This is a genomic window from Archaeoglobus sp. UBA230 (assembly GCA_002507545.1).
In the GTDB taxonomy this organism is placed as follows: domain Archaea; phylum Halobacteriota; class Archaeoglobi; order Archaeoglobales; family Archaeoglobaceae; genus Archaeoglobus.
On sequence record DAVR01000015.1, the window covers coordinates 20,322 to 41,870 of the forward strand.

A 21,549-nucleotide genomic window follows, 5' to 3' on the forward strand; every position below is an offset into this window, starting at 1 on the left:
ATGCATGTTTTTAAGCGTGGAGAAAAAATCGTACCTGTGGACTACCACATACATACAACTTACAGCGATGGTCAGAGTAGTATTGAGTCCTACATAATCCGGGCAAAAGAACTTGGATTGAAGGAGATAGCGATAACTGATCATATATGGCGAACTTCAGAATGGGTTGACGACTATGTCAATGAGATAAGGGAGCTCTCAGAGAAACACAACTTTAAAGTTCATGCCGGACTGGAGGCTAAGGCTATTGATCTCGATGGAAATGTTGATATTTCAAAAAGTGACAGAAAAAAGGTAGATTTTGTTATGGGGGTTGTTCACAGGAGATTGCCCGATGAAGATTCTATTTTTAAAGACCTTTTCAACTTGAATCCTCTGAAAATTCAGGAGATTGAGGTAATACTCATCAAACGCATGATTTTAAAGGGTGTGGATATTATCGGTCATCCAATGAGAACTTTCTACAAATTTAAACAAAAGTGCTCTATTGACTTTGATTTAAAACCAGAATTTATTTGCAAGATTGCTGATTATGCTGCTAAGATGGGTGCTATACTTGAGTGGAACATTAAACTACCGGGTTCTCTAAAAATTCTCAATTTTTATCTTGAAAAAGGAAGTCTTTTTACAATTGGGACAGATTCTCATAGTTGTGAAGATTTAGGTTCAGTAAATTACGCAAAAATTAACGAAGTTGTTTCTCGGTGGAGAGGATGAAAGTTCTCATTATTGGCTCAACAGGATTTATCGGAAGGAGAGTTGTAAAATTTTGTGTTGAAGAGGGTTGGGATGTAACAGCGGGTGCAAGAGATATAAAGAAGGCACAAAAAATCTTCAATGAATTGCCTGTTGAAATTGCAGAAATTGATCTCTCAACATGGAATTTTGAGCTCAGAAATTACGATGCTGTGCTAAATCTCGCCGCTTTGCTCCCCAAAAAAAGCAGAGAAGTCGAAAAAATGTTTAGCGTTAATTCTCTCGGGGTATACAGATTATTGAGAAAATGCAGAAAATCAGGAGTGCAGAGAGTCGTTCACTCATCTTCGATGGCAGTTTTTGGAAAACCTGAGTATCTCCCAGTTGACGAGAAACATCCGAAAAACCCCGTGACATACTATGGAATTTCTAAACTTTCAGGGGAGCTAATTCTCAAAAATGAAGAATGGGCAGGCATTGAAAGAATCTTGCTAAGATACTCTTCTGTTTATGGACCTGAGATGAATGAAAATGAAGTTGTTTCAATCTTTATACGAAAGATGCTAAATGGGGAAGAGGTTAGAGTTGCAGCCAATACTACAGCAGATTTTGTTTTTGTTGACGACATTGCAAGAGCTAACGTCCTTGCAGTAAAATTCGAAATGGAAAACGAATTTGAAGACTTTAACATTGGTAGCGGCGAAGAGATAAGTATCGAAGAGCTTGCTAAAGTCGTGAGAAAGGTCACAAATTCTAAGGGTGAAATACTGATATCTGACGGGAAAAGAAGAAGGTTTTATTTTGATATAAGCAAGGCAAGAGGGATGTTAGGATATGAACCAAGAATAAATCTTGAAAACGGTATTGAAATGTGCTTGAACACTCTAAAAGGTGGTGAAAATGAAATATAAGGCAAAAATTCTTGTAACCGCTGGTGGAGGGGGTGTTGGGCAGAGTATAATTAAGGCTATCAAGCTTGCAAACGTGAGATATGGTAGAGACTATAAAATATACACAACAGATATTAGACCACTCTCCGCGGGATTGTTTAGAGTTGAAAAGGGTTTTCTAGTCCCACCTGCTTCATCGCCCGATTATGTAGATAAGCTTTTGAACATTGCACAGAGTGAGGGAGTTCAAGTCCTTATTCCTGGATCAGATCCTGAACTTCCGGTACTGGCTGAAAACAAGAGAGAATTTGCCAACGACGGTATAATTCCTCTTGTAGGGGAACCTCAAAGTGTTAAAATAGGCTACGACAAATGGAGAACCTTCGAGTTTCTCAAAGAGAATGGCTTCAATTACCCTGAGACAGCACTTCCAGAGAATGTGAATGCGCTGGTTGAAAAAGTCGGGTTTCCACTTTTAATAAAACCACGCTACGGTTCAGGCTCTGTCGGTATTAATGTTGCGAGAGACGAGGAAGAGCTTAGGTTCTTCATGAGTCGGATTGAAGAACCGATAGTACAAGAGTACATTGAAGGCGAAGAGTACACGACTGGTGTGCTGATTGACAAAGATGGGGATTTGGTCGGCTCTATTACTCTCAAAAGAGAGTTGAAAAAGGGATCAACTTTCAGAGCAGTCATAGATGACTTTAAAGATGTTCGAAAGGCAGCAGAGAAAATAGCTCTGAAGACGGGACTTATTGGACCTGTAAATATTCAGATGCGTATGACGGAAATGGGTCCGATAACTTTCGAAATAAACCCCCGCTTTTCCGGAACCACTGTGGTGAGAGCATATGCAGAATTTAACGAGCCTGATATAATGATCAGAAATCTGCTATACGACGAGAAAGTTTTTAATGTAAATTACAGAAAGGGAATTGCTATGGTTCGGTATCTTAATGAGCTGTTCGTGGAAGTCGAGAAACTCAGTGAGCTTGAAAAGAGTGGGTGGATAAGATATAGTGGAGAAATATATGAGTGGTTTTGATATGAAAGATAAAAATAGAGTTATTAAAGGAAAACATATTGTTCATAAAAAATATCATGAACCTCGTCTCGAAGTCCACAAACTAATAATAGGTAACATGGAGTGGAGGGATGTAAGAAGCCTTTTAGATGTCGGGTGTGGTTTTGGAGAGTTTCTTGAAATGGTTAAGAGTTACATGCCCGAAATTGAGGTTGTCGGACTTGATGTTGACCCAGAGTTAATTAAAAAATCTAATATTTCTGCAGATTTTATTATCTGTGATGCAGATCTGGGCCTCCCGTTCAAAGATAACTCGTTTGACTGTGTAACCGCTATACAAATTCTCGAGCACGTCTCAAATCCCACATTTCTAATAAATGAGATAAGAAGAGTTTGCAGAAAAAAAGCAGTGTTCGTGGTACCAAATCTTGGGAGACCAAATAGGTTGCTTGCAGCTATGAGAGGAAAGGAAATAAGAGAAGTGGAAGGCCACAAACAAGGCTGGGACTACCATTTATTCAAGCAGGTGCTCGAAGTAAATGGTTGGAAGATCGAGAAGATTCTGACGCGATTCGTTGATTTCCCGCTCTACAGGTGGTTTCCAAAGTCGGTTGGAAGGTTCGTGAGTTACAAGGTTCTCCACAGACTTTTCCCTAAGGTTGGTAGTGAGCTCTTTGCTTTCTGTCGAAAGGAATAAAAATTTCAGAAAAATAGTGGGTGTATGAAGCTTCTAATAATAGGCTGGGACGGTGCAACCTACAACCATCTGGAAAAAATAAAGCCAAAGTTCTACAGAAAACTGCATAGACAAATATTCCTTCCAGAACCTTTCTGGCAGAAAAGGGAGGTAGATTCTGGCGCAGCTTGGACGACGATAACAACCGGAAAGTCCTTCTTCGAGCATAAAGTTTTATCAATTTCCGGAAAACTCGAGAACGAAACCCTTTTTAAGTTATTTTCCAAACTGGACTTTCTAATCCCCTCAAACCTGTTCGGCAAGGCCGTTAAATTCTGGCTTATGAGCAAGCTTTTCTACAAGCACCCTCCCCTCTCCAATGACGTCAAATTCCCCAGAATATGGGAACTGATTCCAAACTCCTTAGCATGGGGTGTTCCTGTCACTCACCCGCCAAAGCCGATATACGGTGTGTGGGTTTCCGGGATGCCGTATCCAGATTCATACGGGGTTTATCCAAAGAGAATTGAAGGTAAGCTCAAAAAGATTTATTCTGGCGAGTTGAAAAGAGGTTCAGATCTGAAAGAGTACAAGAAGAAGATGTTTGAGGAGCACTTCAAAGAAGTGAAGGCTATTAAGTGGCTTTATGATAATTTTGATTTCAATTTTGCATTTATCGTGTTCACACTACCCGACAGATTTATGCATGTTGAAGAGGAGTGGGAGAAGATAGAAAAAATGTATGAAATCGTGGATGAAAGTACTGGAGAGCTTGTAGAGCATATGCAGCCTGAAGAAGTCGTAATTTTAAGTGACCATGGAATGAAAAAGGAGAAAAGAGCCAAGTGGGTTCACATCCACGACTCCAAGCAGGGTATAATAGCTTCAACAAATCCAAAATTGCTTGTTGATACTCATTTAGACCTCTTCGATAGGGTTTTAAACTGGTGGAAATCTGAGACATCATGAAAATAGCACTTGTAACATTTGACTCTTTAAGAGTCGACCACCTGAGTCCGTATAACCATAATCTAAAATTTACATCGACAATCGAAAAACTATCCAAAAGAAGTTACGTATTTAACCACTTTGCAACCTCCAATTTCACTCTTCCCTCGGTAGCTTCAATCCTCACTTCTTCCTATCCTCTGATGTTTGGCGGATTCAGGAAGGGAATTTCAAAGAGGATGAATGTTGCGGAGATACTATCAAAAAACGGATTCTTCACCCTTGCCTTGCACAGCAACGCTCTGATAACTACAAGACCCGGATATACAAAAGGATTTGCCAAGTGTGTAGATATACGGCACGATGTGGGAAATTCCAGAATGAAAATTTATCTGAAATATATATTGAACGACAAAGTTCTGGCATATGCAAGAGCCGAAGAGGTCGTTGAAAGGGCAGTAAAAGAAGTAAGACAGCTGAATAAAGAAAAGGTATTCCTGTGGCTACATTTTATGGACAACCACCACCCATACCTCCCACCCGCTAAATTCTCGGAGGGTATGCTGACCAATCCGATAAAGAGGGCGAGGGCTTTAATGCTTTTCAAAGGTTATGGGAGAAAAGAGGCAACTAAATCAGAAAAGAAAAGAAAGAAAATCAAAAAACTCTATGAATTAACGGTTAAGTACGTAGATTACGTGCTTGGACTGCTGGTTGAAGAATTGGGTGATGACTGGATATACATTATAACGTCAGATCATGGAGATGAGTTCTGGGAGCATGGCGGAGAGTCGCACCAGAGAAAACTTTACGATGAGCTGATTAGGGTTCCGCTCATAATCCATGGTGTTGATAAAGGCAAAATTGACAGTTTAACAGACCACACTGATATAGCACCAACCATTCTCGATATTGCAGGCATCAAAAAACCCTCCGTTTATATTGGGGAGAGCGTTCTCAACGCTGAAAAAGAATACATCTACGCGGAGAACTACGGGATTTACGCAATTAGAGATAAGGAGTATAAGGTAATTTTGGATGAAAATAGGAAAAGGGTGGAGCTTTACGATCTCAGGAGAGATCCCTCAGAGCAGGTGAATTTGGCGAGAGATGAGCCGGATATTTTAAAAGAGTACATGTTAAAACTCGAGAGGCATAGAAAATATATACGGGAGTTTGAACTCAAAGCATCGGTAAAGCTTGTGAAATTAAGACTTTAGACCCAATAGACTGGCAAAGTATCTCAGGTCATCCTTTTCCAGACCTTTTATGGCAAAAATTAAAATCAGATAAACCACAAATCCCGCAGTAAGCTCTAAAATTCCAGTAATTATGTTTACTGGATGTGGGAGCAGATACAGAAACGCAAGCATTGTGGTAGCGCAGAAGAATGGCTTAACGATGCTCGTCGGATCAATTTTGAGGCTAAAAATCTGAAATATGAAATAAGACGTTGTGAAAATCGTAAATGCCCTTGAAATTACTGTAGCTATTGCTGCCCCACCAATTCCAATTTTTGTGATCAGGACGTAATTCAGCAATATGTTCAGCAGGATGCTGAGTAGAATGATTTTTGCAGAAATTTCAGGTCTACCCTTTGCGTTTAGCATGGCTGTCAGGTAGTTGTAAGCCATCAAAAGGAGGGCGACGGATAGTATTGAGAATGGAATGGATGCTGCTAAGTAGTCTCTACCATAAATGGCACTCATTATCTCTGCTGAAAAGTAGATTCCTGCTGCGGTTAGGGGGAAGGACATTACAGATGTATATCTCGTAATCCTTTTGAATGCGTTCTCGAGGTCTTTTCCGTCAAGCTGGGAGAAGAGAGGAAGAAAGACCTCGGACATAGCAATCATCCCCGCGGCTATAAAAATCAGATTTTGAGCCGCCCTGTAGTAACCCGCATCTGTCGTGGATAGGAGCATGCCAACCATCAGAATATCTATGTAGCTATAAATTCTCGCACCGAGCTGGCTGACTGACATGTATCCCGCAAAGGCTCTGGCGTCCTTGTCCACTTTACTCGTACTACCAAAAACGTAGTTCCTATAAGATCCGAGCACGAAAAACAAGAGGACGGTAAAGGCTACGAGTCTTCCAATGGCATTGGACAAAACTGCGCCTGACGCAAGCAGAGGAGCGACCAAAAGGAAGATAAATACCCATCTTGAGACCTCGTAAACCGTCTGCCTAATGAAAACGTATTCAAACTTCTGTAATCCTGAAAAAAAAGCATTCAGCGATCTTGAGAGAGTTGTGGAGAAAACAAAGAAGCTTGCAAAGACTATCGGCAGCTTCAGCTCAGGATTGCCAAAGAGTGTTGAAATATGACCTGAAAGTAGCACAAGTGCAGCACAAACTGGAATAACCATGTAAAGCTTTATCTTAAGGAAATACCAAAAATAACTTCTAAGCTGCCCGATATCACCTTTCGAGTAAAAATAAGCAACATATCTCGATATGGATCCGTCTATTCCCAAATTTGCCACTGAAATGGCTATCATGGCTATTGATATTGCGAGGCTGTAAACTCCGAACATTTCCGGTTTCAGAACTCTCGCAAGGTAAATTGTTACAAGGAGCCCGGAAACATTAGCAACGATCTGTGCGAGAGTTCTGTACATGATGTTTTTCGCAACTCTCCTTGCAAGCTCCACAGCTAAAGTCAGTCACCTATTAATATCTGTTTTCCTGAAAGCATCTTATTCTTCCATTTCCCCTTTTAGCTATTGTAGAAAATAAGCAGTTTATGATCAAAGCTAAACTCCCTTCGAGTTTCACCTGCTGACGAGGAAGGTGGGAATTTTACTTGAGATTTGTTGGTAAGGAATATCTTAAAATCTGACTGCAAGAAAAAGAAATATTAAGCTGCTGATACACTATTATTTGAATGCCAAAAAAGGAAAGTGCAGAAGTGAAGTATCTGATATTGCGCCCTTTAGGTTATCCGCTCAAAGCGAGCTACCACGAGTATCCGCAGGTGGATAACCCCAAGGTTTTTGACGTTTATGCCAAAGAGCAGTGGAAAGGTGAGTTTGTGCACAAAAGCAAGCTCATATTCGATGTCAGAATGTTTCCAGACTTCGCCTTTGAGGTCGTCGAGTGTGAGCCTCAATCGGGCTACATCTCCGATGCAACAATTATTCTGGTTGAGAGCGATTCAAAGATAATCGAGACCGAGATCGTGAGGGACATCTCGCTCGACGATGTAGTTGGGCAGGAAGAGGCAAAGAAAAAGGCCAAGGTAATACTCGAGTATCTCAAGAACCCCGATAAGTTCGGTAAATGGGCACCGAAGAATGTTCTGTTCTTCGGCCCTCCCGGAACTGGCAAGACCATGATGGCCAAAGCCCTGTCGAATGAGGCCAAAACGCCCTTCCTCTCTGTAAAATCCACGAAACTAATAGGAGAGCATGTTGGAGATGGGGCAAGGAAGGTGCATGAACTTTACGACAGGGCGAGACAGCTTGCTCCCTGCATAGTCTTTCTCGATGAGTTCGATGCCATCGGACTGGACAGAAGTTATCAGGAGATAAGAGGGGATGTTTCTGAAATCGTCAATGCCCTGCTTACGGAACTTGATGGAATTCAGAGCAATGATGGAATCTGTACGATTGCAGCTACCAACAGAGTTGAACTTCTTGACTCGTCAATTAGAAGCAGGTTCGAGGAGGAAATAGAATTTACACTCCCAAGCTTTGAGGAGAGGCTTGAGATCCTGAAAAAGAACCTTGGAGAGTTTCCGGTTGAGGTCAAGGCAAGGCTTGAACTCGTTGCTGCCGCTTCTGAAGGATTTAGCGGTAGAGATATTGTGGAGAAGGTCATAAAGTCCTCCTTGCATAGAGCCATTGCTGAAGGCAAAAACAGAATTGAAACGGAAGATTTACTGAGTGCGGCGGAAAAAGTAAAAATGCCCTCAAGGCAGCCGCCGAAGCAGATGTTCGTTTAAATATTTCTCTGAATCCACCTCTTTATCTCGCTCTTGGGTAAAGCTCCTACTATTTGGTCAATCGGTTTTCCGGCTTTGAAGAAGATCATAGTTGGTATTGCTGAGATTCCGTATCTTGAAGCTATTGTTGGGTTCTCATCCGTGTTAAGCTTCCCAAAGACAACCTTTCCCGCATACTCCTTTGCAAGTTCTTCGATCACTGGGGCAATCATCCTGCATGGCATGCACCACTCAGCCCAGAAATCCACCACTACATTTTCATTGTTTCTAAGCGTTTCGTCAAAGTTTGCTGAATTGAGCTTTATGGGAGAGTCAATAACCTTAGCAGACTTCTCACCACCAATCTTTGCCATAAGCTCCTTCATCTTCTTCTGCCTGATCTTCTCTATTTCATCCATATTCAAAGTTGGAGGTGGTAAATTTAGCATTTACGATGTTTTGAACCTTAAACTCAAATCGATCCAAACACCGCTGCTCTGATAGCTTCTAAAATGTGAATGCCGTTTGCCTCCAGAATCAGGTTCAGCACAGCTCCTATTATTGCCCCTACGATAAGAGCAGAAAGCACCCTCACTTTGATTATGAGAATCAGAGCGATTACAAGGAGAACCAGTGTTGAAGCAACACCAAGCTGCGAGAGCTGAACCTGTGCATCACTCACCACATCACTCATGAGGCTGAGAAGGGTTGCAATGCCACTAAGACCAAACATCAGCCCGACCAAAAGCCCGATAAGCGTTACCGTAGTCTCTCCCATATTTCATGTTCTTTTTTAGGATTTAATATTTTTCCCTCAACCTTCTCTGCAAAGCTTGATTTTTTATTTGCTGAACTGCATCGTCTATTTCTTCTCTTAAGTCAATATTATCCTTCTTGGATATTTCAATAAGAGCTAAGGCTCTGTAGTAGGGCTCTGGAATCATCCTTGCCGTGCTTAGGTTCTCGGGATAGGTTTTTCTTAAAGCAACTCTTTTCATACTGGCCGAGAGTATCCGCAAATCTCTTATTTTAGAGGCGATATTCATGTCGCCCGTTTTCTCAAGCAAAATTGAATAAGCAACATCTCTTTTGTATCTGCTTTTGATCCTTAGAGGCACATCTGACAATTCTGAAACATCTTCTGAGTATTCAACGATCCTCAGAAAATCATCATCGTTTTCCGCTATAGCCAAAGCATCATCCAGAAACTTTCTGTCCTTGGAAAAGTTGTAAAGGCATACTAAACCAAAAATCTTCGCATCCCTGTCCTTCAAATCTTCAACTACCTTGGCTGCAACCTTTAGGTCTTTCTCGGCAACTGCTCTGACCTTTTCCGCCAGCTCAGAATCCTTTATCTTTCTCGATATATCCACATCCTCAATCGGCATAAAGTATTATTAGCGTTTTGAGAGTTAAGGTTATGAAGGTTCTGATGCTGGTTGAGAACGGCTTCGAGGACTTGGAACTGTTTTATCCATTTTACAGGTTGAAAGAGGAGGGATGGGAGGTTAAAGTTGCTTCTTCTTCCACTGAAACGAAGTCAGGAAAGAGAGGCTACACCATAACTCCAGATCTGACATACGACGATGTTAAAGTCGAAGATTTTTCTGCCCTTGTTATTCCGGGCGGAAAGTCACCTGAGAGAGTTAGGATTAACAGCAAGGCTGTTGAAATCGTTAAAGAGTTTATTAAGGCTGGAAAGCCAGTATCTGCAATCTGCCATGGCCCCCAGCTTTTGATATCTGCTGGAGCCGTCAAGGGTAGAAGGATGACTTCTTGGATTGGTATAAGGGATGATCTGATAGCTGCGGGGGCTGAGTATGTTGACACGGAGGTAGTTGTTGACGGCAATATCATAACTTCCAGAATGCCAGACGATTTGCCAGCTTTCTGCAGGGAACTATTGAGAATGCTCAAGAGAAACCTTTAAGTTCACTGCATGGGAAAGAGTTTGTAGGGGCCCGTGGCTCAGCATGGATAGAGCGACGGCCTTCTAAGCCGTAGATCGCGGGTTCAAATCCCGCCGGGTCCGCTTAATTTTATTTCAAGTGGTATCTTCGCATCGTGGAGTGCGATTCTTAGCGCTAAAGTCTAAGTTTCGTCCCACACCACAAAGACAACAAAGTTATATATTCAACCCCGGTAGAGTGCTAAGGAGGTGACGATCATGGCAAGAATTCACGCAAGAAGAAGGGGTAAATCAGGATCAAAAAGGGTTTACAGGGACAGTCCACCGGAATGGGTGGATATGTCCCCTGAGGAGGTTGAAAAGAAGGTTGTGGAGCTTTACATTGAAGGATACGAGCCGAGCCAGATTGGCATGGTTCTCAGAGACCGCTATGGGATTCCTTCGGTTAAGCAGGTAACTGGCAAGAAGATTCAAAAGATTCTGAAGGAGAAGGGGGTTGAAATAAAGTATCCAGAGGATCTGAAATCACTGATTAAGAAGGCTTTGAAGCTCAGAAAGCACCTTGAGGTCCACAGAAAGGATAAACACAACAGAAGAGGGTTGCAGCTAATTGAGGCGAAAATCTGGAGACTCTCCAACTATTACAAGGAGAAGGGCGTGCTGCCAGCAGACTGGAAGTATAATCCTGAGAGGCTCAAGATCGAGCTTTCGAGATAATTTTTTAATCTTCTTAAGCAAATTTTTGATATGTTCTCTCAAAAGGACGGTGTTCTGACTGTAGAAGATGTGCCGGTTACAGAGATCGTAGAGGAGACAGGAACTCCTGTTTACATAACCTCCAGAGCGAGGCTTGAGGAGAACACGAGGGCTTACAGAGAAGCTTTTCCCGACGCTGGGTTGCTTTATGCGGTGAAGGCCAACAACAACCTTGCTCTGATGAAGATTATCTCTTCCCAAGGTTTTGGTGCAGACGTGTTCAGCGATGGTGAACTTTACCTCGCCCTCCTTGCCGGATTCAAGAAAGAGAGAATTCTTTTCAACGGAAATTCAAAGAGCAGGGAAGAGATTGAGATTGGTATTGTAAGTGGTGTGAAATTCAGCGTTGACAGCCTTGATGAACTTAAAACGATATCTGAGGTTGCAAAGGAGTACGGAAAGGAGGTTGAAATAGCTTTCCGCATAAATCCGGATGTTGATCCGAAAACCCACCCTAAAATAGCAACCGGACTTAAAGAGTCCAAGTTCGGTCTGCCACATAACATGGCCGTGGAAGCTTACAGAGTAGCCTTGGAACTTGACGGAGTTGTTCCAGTGGGAATTCACTGTCACATCGGGAGTCAGATTCTCGAACTCTCACCCTTCGTCCACGCTCTGAACAGGGTGATAGACATTGCGGCTGAAATTGAAAAAGAGGGGGTTGAGCTGAATTTCGTTGATATGGGTGGTGGTCTGGGAATAGACTACGAAGGAAAAGGATCTCCATCTCCTGCGGACTTTGCAAAGGCTATTCTTCCAGAATTTGAGAGAAGAAAGAGTGAACTCGGGTCAGATCCTCAGCTTTGGCTTGAGCCGGGAAGGAGCATAGTTGGAAACACAACAATTCTGCTCACCAGAGTGAATGCTGTAAAAAAGGGCTACAGAAATTTTGTCGCAGTTGATGCAGGCTTCAATCTGCTCATCCGCCCAGCAATGTATGGTGCCTATCACAGGGTTGCTGTTGCGAACAAGATGGACAGAGGGGCGGAAGAGACCTACACGATCGTCGGGCCAATCTGCGAGAGCGGAGATGTGCTGGCGAGAGACAGAAAACTTCCAAAGGTTGAACCGGGAGACCTCGTTGCCATATTCGACGCTGGAGCCTACGGTTTTGTGATGAGCAGTCAGTATAATGGAAGGCCAAGATGTGCTGAAGTGCTGGTCAGCGGAGACAGGTGGGATGTGATTAGGGAGAGGGAGTCCTACGGAGATTTGATAGTTAAGCAGAAGATACCGGAATGGTTGCTATGAAGTTTCTGATTCTTGGGGACACGCACATTCCTCGAAGAGTCTCAAGGATTCCAGAGGAGTTTGAAAGGCTTTTCAGATCCTTAGACTATGATGCAATAATCTGTACCGGAGATCTGACATCAGAGGCTGTTTTGACATATCTTAAAAATTTGAGCGGAAATGTTTACGTTGTAAAAGGGAATATGGACACTCTGCCTTTGCCGGAATCTGAGATTATAGAGGTGGGCGGAGCAAGAATAGGGGTTATTCACGGATATCAGGTTTATCCGAGAGGGGACAGGGAGCAGCTTCAGGATATAGGGGAGGATATGGGAGTTGATATTCTCATTTCCGGTCACACCCACTCTCCAGATATTTACAGGGGTAGGATTGTACTGCTGAATCCCGGTTCAGCGACAGGAGTCTGGGGTGGAGGAGCAGTTGGAGAAATCCTACCTGCTTTTATGCACGTGGATGTAGAGGACTCTGTTAAGGGAATCCTCTACAGGCTTTTTAAAGGAGAAGTAATCGAAGAGCAGTTTGACCTGACACAATCTAAATAAAGCCATCGGTAGAATAAGGAATGCCGATGATGACTGATGGGCGACCTGAGATGTGATGAAAGGGAGAGTCTGAGGCTTGACTACTCAATCAGGTTGTAAAGTGTATCTCTCTGTCTCGGAACTCTTCCGGCAACTGCTATAAGCTCTCTGAGCTCTTCTGGGGTGAGATATTCACCAGCAGTCGCCCCGGCTAACTTCGAGATGTTCTCCTCCATCAGCGTCCCACCAAGATCGTTTGCCCCAACATGAAGGGCTGCCTGAGCAAGCTTCAGCCCCATTTTAACCCACGAAGCTTGGATGTTCCTGATCTCAGGATATAGCAGTATCCTCGATATTGCGATCATAAGCAGATCCTCAAAACCCGAACTGCCCCGAAAATGCTTACCAAGCTCATTGTTCCGCCACATGAATGGTAGAGGTATGAACTCCGTAAACCCTCCTGTTTCCTGCTGAATTTTCTTTATCAGCATTATATGCTGAATTCTCTCATCCCATCCGTCCATGTGTCCATACATTATTGTTGCAGTCGTCGGAATCCCGATTTTGTGTGCAAGCTTGATAACCTCGATCCACTCAGCCGTTTTTAGCTTTTTAGGACAGATGTGGGTCCTTATTCTGTCATCCAGTATCTCAGCAGCGGTACCGGGCATCGAACCCAGACCTTCCTTCTTGAAAGTTCTTAAAACATCTTCAACATGCATGCCACTGTTTCTTGCAGCATGAACGACTTCCATCGGAGAGAAGGCGTGAATGTGAATCTTCCTGTCCACGTCTCTCACAGCATGAAGAATTGAGACATAAAAGTCAAGGTCAGCATCAGGCAGCAATCCTCCCTGAATGCACACCTCTGTGCACCCGAATTCAACCGCCTCCTCTACCTTTCTCCTAATCTCCTCGATTGAGAGAAGATACCTCCGCCTGTTTCTGAAGGAGCAGAACTTGCAGTCGTTGATACAGATATCAGTGAAGTTGATATTTCTGTTCACCACATAGGTTACAGTATCTCCAACAAGCTCCTTGCGAAGCTCGTCTGCAATCCTGAACGTTTCAAATGGATTTTTGAGCAAATCGTCAAGGGCGAGCATAGCCATCAGCATCCGAGTACCTTTCAATCAGCGGCTCAAGAAGGCCGCCATACCACTTAAGCTTTACGAATTTTGGATAAACTGGCAACCGCTCCTTCAAAACATATTCGCCCCTGAGCGACGCTTTAATCTTCCCAAGCTCTGGCCATGGCGATTCCGGATTGATGTAGTCGTGAGTGACCTGAGAAATCCCTCCGATGTCGTTAGCTCCCGCCTTCAGGAAGGGGTAGATGTCGTCCACGAGGTTTGGGGGAATCTGAACTGCCACATCCTCAGGTAGAATCTGGCGGGCTGCTTTAACGGCCTCAAGTATCTCTTCAGGAGATGGAGGGTGAGCAGATTCCATCTCAGTCCCCTTCTTCGGCTTGAAATTCTGCACGATAACCTCCTGAATGTGACTATAGTTTTTGTGGAGGTCTGCGATTACTTCCAGAGAGTACAGCCTATCATCTCTGGTCTCGCCAATTCCGACTAGTATTCCCGTTGTAAAGGGAATTTGAAGCTTTCCAGCCTCTTTTATCATTTTTATCCTGATCTCTGGTTTCTTGCCCGGACTCTCTGCATGGCATTCAAGCTCTACAGCCTGTTCGAGCATCAACCCCATGCTCGCGTTCAAGTCCTTCAATTTCCTCATTTCTCCTTTGCTCAGAATTCCTGCGTTCGTGTGTGGCAGGAAACCCATTTCCACCGCCAAGCTGTTCATGCGGGCAATGTAGTCAACAAAATCCGAGTAGCCTTTTTCTCTCAGCCATTCTCTGATTTCAGGATACACTTCATCCGGCTTCTCACCGAAAGTGAAGAGAGCTTCCTTGGCTCCGTTCGCCTTCGAAAGCAATGCTTTAACCTCTTTCTCTCCCATTAAATAAGGCTCATCACTCCTGAATCCGCAATAAGCACAGCGATTGCGACAGTTCCTTGTGAGTGGTATGAAAACGTTCCTCGAGTAGGTGACAATTCCCACGCAAAATGTGTTGTCAGGCGTTTAAAAAAAGATTTGGTTAAAGCCGAAGCTTAATCTTATGCAGAAGCTCTGCAGGCGATTTGACAGGATACTCAAGCTTTTCCAGAATTTCCTCCACGTTCTTACCCTTAATTATCAACCCTTCAAGCCTTTCGGCAAGCTGCTCTTTGCCAACCGGAAAATCAAGGCCTTTAATTCTCGCAAGGACATGGACAGCCCAGTCTATGTCCAGAACCTCCATTTCCTCCTGCCTAATCTCCACCTCTTCCGTGTCAAGCCTTCCCTCCTCTTTGAGCTTTCTGTAGGCAAGCTTCGCTATTCCGCCGGCTATATGCTCCTTTGGTTTCTCGTCAAGCTCTCCCTCAATGTATTTCCTCACTTCCTCCTCATCGGCGGTTGCTATGTTCTTGGCAGTCTGCTCCGTAATTCCAAGTTCCCTCGCAATCTCACTGTAAGTTTTGAAAGTCTCGTTCTTCAAAACCACTACATAAGCTGCTTCAGCTAAACTTGGCAGCCAAGTGAGATTTCTGTAGTCTACGAGCTTTCTTAATCCCCCAAGAAGTCTTATACTCTCATAAAAAACTTTCTCAGCCATTTTATCAGCATCTCCACCCTTCGGTCTCGCAATAACCTCAAACCCCATTGTATCACCCCCGATCATTCATTATCTTCTTCCTTAGCTTTCCTTTTTATGAACTCATTTAGCGGAGCGATTATCTTGATTGTTCCAATCTCTGTGATCTCGAAAACCCACGTTCTTGAGTCATGCGGGGCAATTCTGCAGCCGTCAATTCTTATTGTCCTCAGAACACTCCCAAGAGGTAATCCGTAGAGATTCACATCCCATCGTGACTCTATCAGCTTTTTGTCGAGGACTATGGTTCCATCAACGATGTGTGCCACAGCTAGTCCACCGGCAGCCTCTGCAGTCTCACTTGCCTGAGCTGATCTCTTCTGGGACACAAAAATGCCAGTCTGGCGACTCTTTTTCATGAAGTTGTAGAACTGTCTGACTATCTGTCTCGCCATGACTTCTTTGTGCTCGTATAAGCCAGTAATACTGTCAATGACCGTGTTTGTAACTTTTTTCTCCTTTATCGCGTAGTTCATAGTCTCCATCAGCGCTTTTGGATTCTCCCTCAACTCATCGCTCTCGCTCGCATCAATCACAACGATATTGCTTTCAACCTTGCTGAAATCTACCCCCATCGCTTCACTCCTCTGTTTCATTGCCGTGTAGAGAAAACTTGCCGGACTCTCAACTGTTACGTAAAGGACCCTGTAACCGTTGCTCGCCTGAGTGATTGCGAACTGCTCGGCGAGGAGACTTTTTCCTGTATCAGGCACACCGGTGAGATTTATTACAGCGAGATGGGGTATCCCGCCAAGAGGCTTTTTAACGTACTTCTCTTTCTCCTTTTCAACTTTGAAGAACATTTCATCGAGCTTGGTTCCGGTGGGAATTCCAAAGAGCTTAGGAGCTCTACTCTCAAGCTCCCTTAACTCATAGTACCTATACATGTCTTATTTTATGTTTCTTCTGCATTTATGTCTATCTTTTAGTTTGACACTAACAAGCTATTCAAAAAGGAAAACGTATTTTAACACCTTAATATGGATTTGTATTGATGGAGGTAAGAAAGCTTCAGCTTATAGGCGGCTCAAGCTACATGGTGAGTCTACCCAAAACCTGGGTAAAGTCCAACGAACTCAAGCAGGGAGACGATATTTTCCTGCAGGTCGAGGACAGTGTGATAACCCTTTATCCAAAAAGCTTCAGAGATTTCGCAAGAGTCACAAGTGTTCAGATAGACGAACTTCCACGACTGGACGAAAGATTCGTGAGGAGATACATCTACGCTCTTTATCTTCAGGGTATAGATGAAATCGTCATAACTGACGAGAAAATCAATGCAAGGGCTGTTAGCAAAATTGGTGAGATTGTCAAGGACCTGATTGGAATGGAAATAATTGATGCGAGTGAAGGAAAAGTTGTTCTGAAGTGTCTCACTTCCACAGATTTCGATGTTTATGGAGTTGTCAGAAGGATGACTCAGATTATACAGAGCATGATAGAGACAGTTATTGATGGTATTGAAAAGGGTGACACCGAAGCATTGAAGGATATTCAGAACCTCGAAAAAGATTCTGACAGGCTCTATCTCCTTGCAGTAAGGCAGGAGCATAGACTTGTCAGAGAGTTTTCCAGCCCGAGCAAATGGAATGAACTCAGACTCATTTTGGGAATAAGGACTGTTGCGAAGTTGCTTGAGGAGATATCTGATGCACTGTATAATTTCTCGACCTACGCCATCGAAATGAAGTATGATGAACTAAAGGAAGTCAAAAAGTATTTCGAGAAGCTTAACGTGGCGTTTGAGAAACTTTCAAAAGCATATTTCAACTCAAATGTTTCTCTTTCGGAGGAGTCGATTGAGGACTTAGAGAAGCTGGAGGAGACGCTTTTGAGCAATATGAAGGGCAGCGTTTACTACAGATTAGCATTAGAGACACTTCTAAGTGCGTGCAGACACATGAAATCAATAGGGGAGATCGCCTTTAATAAATCGGTCAGAGAGTCCCTGAGAGAAATGAGAAAATCAGAGAAGATGCGGTCAGAAGTAGATACGCGATGAATACAACCAACGCTGTGATGGCCGATTTTCTCAATTCGAGGTTTCTTGCATTTTTAACTGCATATGTCCAGTAGACAGCCTGCCAAGCAACTATGGCAATTTGGATGGTGGTAGATGGTATCAGATAACTTTTCATCCCGTAAAGTACGTACTTCGTTGATTCGTAGGCAAGATATATTGAAATGGGGCTTAGGATTATCGGAGGTATGTGGCTGTATGCCACGAGCTTCGCAAGTGTCGAGAATTTTCCACTCCCCCCGAAAATTCCCGAAATTGCATACAGGATTAAGGATATGATTAGCCAGATCACAAAGGTTGCAATGAAAGGTGTTATAACCATGCTGTAAAAGGTCACCTGAAGGATAATATCCAACTGGCTTTCTTCTATGGGTGCTCCCGACTCCAAAATCTGTCGCTTGACAAACTCAAGCGTGGAGGGAGCAACGACGTAAGCAGCAATGGATGAAAGCAATGCGGCGACTGTCACGAGGACGATAGGGATTAGAAAACTTCTGTCCCTTTGACTCAGCAAGAATCTGTCAGGATTTGTGAGAAAATCCATGCTTCGATTAGATTTTGATGCATATATCTCTTTTGGTTATCAATTGACAATGTCAAGATGCATTGCAGCGCAATTGCAGCGCAACATAGATAGATAGAAGTGTAACTAAGTACATGGACATTAAAGTGAAAGTTGGGTGCTGCGGATTCCCTGTTGGAATGAAGAAGTATTTTGAGAATTTTGAGGTTGTAGAAGTGCAGAAGACCTTCTACAAGCCACCTTCACTAAAAACGGCAGAGAAATGGAGAAGTGAAGCCCCGAAAAACTTTGAATTCACTATTAAAGCATGGCAAGTCATAACCCATCCACCAAACAGCCCGACATACAGGAAGGCAGGGATTGAAGCAAGTAATTGTGGATTCTTCAGACCCACAGATGAAGTTTACAGCGCCTGGGATGTAACAAGAGAAATTGCCGAAATTCTCAAAGCGAAATTCATCCTCTTTCAAACTCCAAAAAGCTTCAAAGATACGGATGAGAACTTGCAAAATATGAGAGAGTTCTTTGGGAGCATTGAGGGGAACTTCACATTCGGATTCGAGCCAAGAGGTTGGAGGGAGGAGAGGATAAAGAAAATCTGTGAAGAGCTCGATCTTGTGCATGTTGTTGATCCGTTTGTTTCTGAGCAGCTTCATGGGGACATCTGCTATTTCAGACTGCACGGTTTTAACTACAGGCACAAATACACGGATGAAGAACTGATGAAACTGCGAGGTTTGCTGAGAAAAGATGGATATGTAATGTTCAACAACGTCCACATGTTTGATGATGCCCTCCGGTTTAAAGGATTAGTTGGTGAACAAGAGTAGTTGTTGCAAAGCTGGCAATAAAGGCTGTTGCCGGAGTTAACATCCAGCTTGCCACAATTCTTTTTATAAAGGCAAATTTTACACCACTCAGCCCCTTGTAAAGACCAACACCTGTTATCGCCCCTACTGTGCAGTAAGTCGTTGATACTGGCATTCCAAGGAATGTGAATACAAGGACTGTTATTCCCGCAGCGAACTGGGCTGCAAATCCTGAGAAGGGGTCAAGGGCTGTAATTCCCTTTCCAACAACCTCTGCAACTCTGACACTTACAAGCCATGCACCCAGAAAAAGCATTGCGGAGCCAAATATTGCACCTTCCAGAAGGTTCATGGTTCCAAACCATATTGCTGGAGCCAAGGCTGTAGCAAGTTCATTGGCTCCCGTATTGAATCCGATGATAGATGCTCCGATAATTAGTAGGATTCTCAAAACCCTCTCAACCTGCAGTAGAGGTCTCTTTGATAGTGATTTCTCCATTAACCAGTATATTGCGATTGCAGAAACAAGTGCGCCGAAAGGAGAGATGATCCATGAGAGGACAATTTTGATTACGGTTGAAATTTCAATCTCCTTGCCGAGTGCAAATGCGGAGCCGATTAAGCTCATAACAATCGCCTGATGACTTGAAACGGGGGTGCGGAGATAATTTGCGGCAACAATCGCAGCGGATGAAACAAGCAGAGATATAGACACAATAACCTCGTCGGGCTCCACGATTTCTCCACCGACAGTGTGGAGAACCTTACTACCACCCAAAAGAAGTCCAAAGAAGACGAGAATGAAAAGTAGGTAAATTGCTCTTCTTATTGTCAACAAACCGCAGCCTACACAAATTCCGAAAGAATTGCTTGTGTCGTTCGACCCAATCGCGAATGCAATTGCAAAAGCTGCGAGCAGTGGCAGGCTGAAGTCCATTGGTGAAGATATAGAGTTGACTTACTTATTTGTTTCTTTCAAAACTGGTTGTGAATTATATTGTCAATATAAAATCCCCAAGGAATTTCATGATAATGTTCGATTTATTTTTGTGATGGCTGTTTGGGGATATGGCTTCGAATTGAGGGGTAGCTTCTCTCTTCGTGAGTTCTTAGTGGGCAACTTAGCACTGATTCATGTGGAAAATGCTGAAGTGCCACAATTCTAAAGGATTTTAAACACAACCCCAACCCCATGATATGGAGAAGGTAAAACTTATTCTGGGTGAAGTGGCGAGAATAAGCCTCAACAGGCCGGAAAAGAAAAATGCACTCGATACTCAGCTTCTAACAGAGCTCAGAGAGGCTGTGGATCAGGTGAAAAATTCCGATGCCAGAGTCCTTATCCTCACAGGAGAGGGTGATACCTTCTGTGCGGGTTTGGATAGGAATCTGCTGATGAGCTTTGTAGATATGGATATAAGGGCATTTGAAGAGGCTGTTGAATTCGTTCAGAAACTCATCTACGATCTCAGAACTCTCGAAATACCGGTAATAGCTGCTGTGCAGCGATATGCCATAGGTGGTGGGATGCAACTCGCCTTGACTGCGGATATACGTATTGCAACTCCGGGAACGATATTTTTCCTCAGAGAGCCTGAGTTTGGTATAATACCAGATATGGGTGCTCTTTACATTCTACCAAGACTTGTCGGGGATGGAGTAGCGAGGGATATGGTCTACACAAGAAGACAGTTGACGGCTGAAGAGGCAAAGGTGATTGGACTGGTCAACGAAATTTACGAGGACTTGGAAAAGGGGATTGAGGAGTATACACAAAAGCTTCTATCAGTACCTGTACACACTCTGAGAGAGGCTAAAAAGCAAATCGAATACGGCTGGGGAGTTAGCTTCAAAGAGAGCTTGAAATCTACAAAGGAAGCACAGCTTAGGTGCATAAGGGAGTCACTCAGAATCTTCAAATCCTGATTCTTGGAGCTTGCTGACTTGTGCGTATAGTAATTTGACACCCACCGCATATCCCAGAATCTTTACATGACATGTCAAGTTACACTGAATTTATAGCCTCTGAGACATCATTTATGCCATGGACTTAGCTGAGATGATTGATGATGCCATCAGCCTCATGCCCAGAGAAAGAATGGTTTTTCTGAATGAAGAGAAGATTACAGTCATTGGGGATGTGCATGCTGATATTGAGACTCTAAAAATAATCGAGAAAAATATTGAAGGGTATGCAGTGTTTCTTGGCGACTATGCTGACAGGGGAGATTATCCGATTGAATGTTACACAAGAATTTTGAGCCTATTCATCAACGGCAAGGCTCTCCTTTTAAGGGGGAATCACGAGAGTACCGGAGTTTACCCTCACCAGTTACCCTATCAGCTTGAAGAAAAACTTGGGGATGAGGGAGAAGAGATTTATGGGATGTTGGTAAAGTTGTGGCAGAAAATGCCGATTTCAGCAATTGTTGAGGGGGAAATATGGCTTGCTCACGGAGGAGTACCAACAAAGAAGTGTAAGATTGATGAGGAGGGCTTGAGGTTTTCGGAAATATCAAAACCGGACGACTACACAGCTCTTGAGATTATGTGGAACGACCCTTGGGAAAGAAGGGAGTGTGGTGAAAATTATAACAGAGGAGTGATGTATTTCTACGGGAAAAGGGCATCAGATGTCCTGCTCTCAGAACTCAATGTGAAGACGATAATCAGGTCTCATGAGCCGGCCAAGGTTTTGAGGGTTGAGCAGGATGGCAGGGTTGTTACTGTCGGCTCGTGTGCGAATCCCTACTCAATTGATGAGTTTGCAATACTTCAAATAGACCTCACAAAGGATTTCAGAGATGGATGGGATATTGCGAGAAAGTTCGGAATAAGATTCTCTATTTATAACGTTTAAACTGCTCTGAAAAGATAGGATGCTTTTACTAATT

Annotated in this window: 25 protein-coding genes and 1 tRNA gene; 16 read left to right on the forward strand and 10 right to left on the reverse strand. The window is 43.4% G+C overall.

The window, feature by feature from the left end:
* The 6 genes from BP688_RS03625 to BP688_RS03650 are packed head-to-tail and all read left to right on the forward strand — an operon-like array spanning position 1 to position 5,457.
* Positions 1 to 717 (forward strand): PHP domain-containing protein, encoded by a 717-nt coding sequence (locus tag BP688_RS03625; RefSeq protein WP_290595656.1) that lies wholly within the window; start codon positions 1 to 3, stop codon positions 715 to 717.
* Positions 714 to 1,607 carry an NAD-dependent epimerase/dehydratase family protein gene (locus BP688_RS03630; protein WP_290595654.1) on the forward strand — a complete coding sequence of 298 codons (894 nt, stop codon included), beginning with the start codon at positions 714 to 716 and terminating at the stop codon, positions 1,605 to 1,607. The genes BP688_RS03625 and BP688_RS03630 overlap by 4 nt, the downstream gene beginning before the upstream one ends.
* Positions 1,597 to 2,634: an ATP-grasp domain-containing protein gene (locus tag BP688_RS03635; RefSeq protein ID WP_290595652.1), complete on the forward strand. Its 1,038-nt coding sequence runs from the start codon at positions 1,597 to 1,599 to the stop codon at positions 2,632 to 2,634. Before BP688_RS03630 ends, BP688_RS03635 begins: the two co-directional genes overlap by 11 nt.
* Complete coding sequence (locus BP688_RS03640; RefSeq protein WP_290595650.1) at positions 2,621 to 3,310, forward strand: class I SAM-dependent methyltransferase; 690 nt, start codon at positions 2,621 to 2,623, stop codon at positions 3,308 to 3,310. Before BP688_RS03635 ends, BP688_RS03640 begins: the two co-directional genes overlap by 14 nt.
* Positions 3,311 to 3,334: 24 nt before the next feature.
* The gene (locus BP688_RS03645; protein ID WP_290595648.1) at positions 3,335 to 4,258 is read left to right on the forward strand and encodes an alkaline phosphatase family protein; all 924 of its coding nucleotides are present in this window, start codon (positions 3,335 to 3,337) and stop codon (positions 4,256 to 4,258) included.
* Positions 4,255 to 5,457, forward strand: coding sequence for a sulfatase-like hydrolase/transferase (locus BP688_RS03650; RefSeq protein WP_290595646.1), 1,203 nt, complete (start codon positions 4,255 to 4,257; stop codon positions 5,455 to 5,457). The genes BP688_RS03645 and BP688_RS03650 overlap by 4 nt, the downstream gene beginning before the upstream one ends.
* Here the strand turns inward: BP688_RS03650 and BP688_RS03655 are convergent.
* Positions 5,446 to 6,894 (reverse strand): flippase, encoded by a 1,449-nt coding sequence (locus BP688_RS03655; protein WP_290595644.1) that lies wholly within the window; start codon positions 6,892 to 6,894, stop codon positions 5,446 to 5,448. The genes BP688_RS03650 and BP688_RS03655 overlap by 12 nt on opposite strands.
* 233 nt (positions 6,895 to 7,127) lie before the next feature.
* On the opposite strand from BP688_RS03655, the gene BP688_RS03660 reads away from it, so the two are divergent.
* Positions 7,128 to 8,186: an AAA family ATPase gene (locus BP688_RS03660; RefSeq protein WP_290595642.1), complete on the forward strand. Its 1,059-nt coding sequence runs from the start codon at positions 7,128 to 7,130 to the stop codon at positions 8,184 to 8,186.
* On the opposite strand, the gene trxA is transcribed toward BP688_RS03660, so the two are convergent.
* From trxA to BP688_RS03675, 3 genes are read right to left on the reverse strand one after another with little or no spacing between them, the layout of a single operon-like run.
* On the reverse strand, positions 8,183 to 8,584 hold the full coding sequence (gene trxA / locus BP688_RS03665; protein WP_290595640.1) for a thioredoxin: 402 nt from the start codon (positions 8,582 to 8,584) through the stop codon (positions 8,183 to 8,185). The two genes, BP688_RS03660 and trxA, sit on opposite strands and share 4 nt — an antisense overlap.
* Positions 8,585 to 8,637: 53 nt before the next feature.
* The gene (locus tag BP688_RS03670) at positions 8,638 to 8,943 is read right to left on the reverse strand and encodes a hypothetical protein (protein WP_290595638.1); all 306 of its coding nucleotides are present in this window, start codon (positions 8,941 to 8,943) and stop codon (positions 8,638 to 8,640) included.
* A gap of 22 nt (positions 8,944 to 8,965) precedes the next feature.
* A complete protein-coding gene (locus tag BP688_RS03675) occupies positions 8,966 to 9,553 on the reverse strand; it encodes a hypothetical protein (protein WP_290595636.1) in 588 nt (195 codons plus the stop codon).
* A gap of 32 nt (positions 9,554 to 9,585) precedes the next feature.
* Between BP688_RS03675 and BP688_RS03680 the strand changes: the two genes are divergently transcribed.
* From BP688_RS03680 to BP688_RS03700, 5 genes are all read left to right on the forward strand, one after another.
* The gene (locus tag BP688_RS03680) at positions 9,586 to 10,095 is read left to right on the forward strand and encodes a type 1 glutamine amidotransferase domain-containing protein (protein ID WP_290595634.1); all 510 of its coding nucleotides are present in this window, start codon (positions 9,586 to 9,588) and stop codon (positions 10,093 to 10,095) included.
* A gap of 27 nt (positions 10,096 to 10,122) precedes the next feature.
* Positions 10,123 to 10,197, forward strand: a tRNA-Arg gene (locus BP688_RS03685).
* Positions 10,198 to 10,332: 135 nt separating this feature from the next.
* On the forward strand, positions 10,333 to 10,791 hold the full coding sequence (locus tag BP688_RS03690; RefSeq protein ID WP_290595632.1) for a 30S ribosomal protein S15: 459 nt from the start codon (positions 10,333 to 10,335) through the stop codon (positions 10,789 to 10,791).
* A gap of 30 nt (positions 10,792 to 10,821) precedes the next feature.
* Entirely contained in the window at positions 10,822 to 12,081 is a 1,260-nt protein-coding gene (gene lysA / locus BP688_RS03695) for a diaminopimelate decarboxylase (protein ID WP_290595630.1), read from the forward strand.
* Positions 12,078 to 12,623, forward strand: coding sequence for a YfcE family phosphodiesterase (locus BP688_RS03700; protein ID WP_290595628.1), 546 nt, complete (start codon positions 12,078 to 12,080; stop codon positions 12,621 to 12,623). Before lysA ends, BP688_RS03700 begins: the two co-directional genes overlap by 4 nt.
* An 80-nt stretch (positions 12,624 to 12,703) precedes the next feature.
* Here BP688_RS03700 and cofH read toward each other — a convergent pair whose 3' ends face one another.
* Genes cofH through BP688_RS03720 form a run of 4 tightly spaced genes read right to left on the reverse strand, consistent with a single transcriptional unit; the run spans position 12,704 to position 16,190 of the window.
* A complete protein-coding gene (gene cofH / locus BP688_RS03705; RefSeq protein WP_290595626.1) occupies positions 12,704 to 13,720 on the reverse strand; it encodes a 5-amino-6-(D-ribitylamino)uracil--L-tyrosine 4-hydroxyphenyl transferase CofH in 1,017 nt (338 codons plus the stop codon).
* On the reverse strand, positions 13,695 to 14,669 hold the full coding sequence (cofG, locus tag BP688_RS03710) for a 7,8-didemethyl-8-hydroxy-5-deazariboflavin synthase subunit CofG (RefSeq protein WP_290623239.1): 975 nt from the start codon (positions 14,667 to 14,669) through the stop codon (positions 13,695 to 13,697). The genes cofH and cofG overlap by 26 nt, the downstream gene beginning before the upstream one ends.
* A gap of 37 nt (positions 14,670 to 14,706) precedes the next feature.
* Positions 14,707 to 15,312 (reverse strand): KaiC associated regulatory domain-containing protein, encoded by a 606-nt coding sequence (locus tag BP688_RS03715; protein WP_290595622.1) that lies wholly within the window; start codon positions 15,310 to 15,312, stop codon positions 14,707 to 14,709.
* Positions 15,313 to 15,326: 14 nt separating this feature from the next.
* Entirely contained in the window at positions 15,327 to 16,190 is an 864-nt protein-coding gene (locus tag BP688_RS03720) for a KaiC domain-containing protein (protein WP_290595620.1), read from the reverse strand.
* A 107-nt stretch (positions 16,191 to 16,297) separates the two neighbouring features.
* Here BP688_RS03720 and BP688_RS03725 point away from each other — a divergent pair, with 107 nt between their 5' ends.
* Complete coding sequence (locus BP688_RS03725; protein ID WP_290595618.1) at positions 16,298 to 17,305, forward strand: phosphate signaling complex PhoU family protein; 1,008 nt, start codon at positions 16,298 to 16,300, stop codon at positions 17,303 to 17,305.
* Here the strand turns inward: BP688_RS03725 and BP688_RS03730 are convergent.
* Positions 17,241 to 17,867, reverse strand: a complete 627-nt coding sequence (locus BP688_RS03730) for a Yip1 family protein (protein WP_290595616.1) — start codon at positions 17,865 to 17,867, stop codon at positions 17,241 to 17,243. The genes BP688_RS03725 and BP688_RS03730 overlap by 65 nt on opposite strands.
* Positions 17,868 to 17,980: 113 nt before the next feature.
* On the opposite strand from BP688_RS03730, the gene BP688_RS03735 reads away from it, so the two are divergent.
* A complete protein-coding gene (locus BP688_RS03735; RefSeq protein ID WP_290595614.1) occupies positions 17,981 to 18,676 on the forward strand; it encodes a DUF72 domain-containing protein in 696 nt (231 codons plus the stop codon).
* Here the strand turns inward: BP688_RS03735 and BP688_RS03740 are convergent.
* A complete protein-coding gene (locus BP688_RS03740; protein ID WP_290595612.1) occupies positions 18,648 to 19,592 on the reverse strand; it encodes an inorganic phosphate transporter in 945 nt (314 codons plus the stop codon). The genes BP688_RS03735 and BP688_RS03740 overlap by 29 nt on opposite strands.
* Positions 19,593 to 19,852: 260 nt before the next feature.
* On the opposite strand from BP688_RS03740, the gene BP688_RS03745 reads away from it, so the two are divergent.
* Together BP688_RS03745 and BP688_RS03750 are read left to right on the forward strand one after the other, a co-directional pair.
* On the forward strand, positions 19,853 to 20,581 hold the full coding sequence (locus tag BP688_RS03745; protein WP_290595610.1) for an enoyl-CoA hydratase/isomerase family protein: 729 nt from the start codon (positions 19,853 to 19,855) through the stop codon (positions 20,579 to 20,581).
* A 118-nt stretch (positions 20,582 to 20,699) separates the two neighbouring features.
* Positions 20,700 to 21,515 carry a metallophosphoesterase gene (locus tag BP688_RS03750; RefSeq protein ID WP_290623237.1) on the forward strand — a complete coding sequence of 272 codons (816 nt, stop codon included), beginning with the start codon at positions 20,700 to 20,702 and terminating at the stop codon, positions 21,513 to 21,515.
* Positions 21,516 to 21,549: the final 34 nt, after the last annotated feature.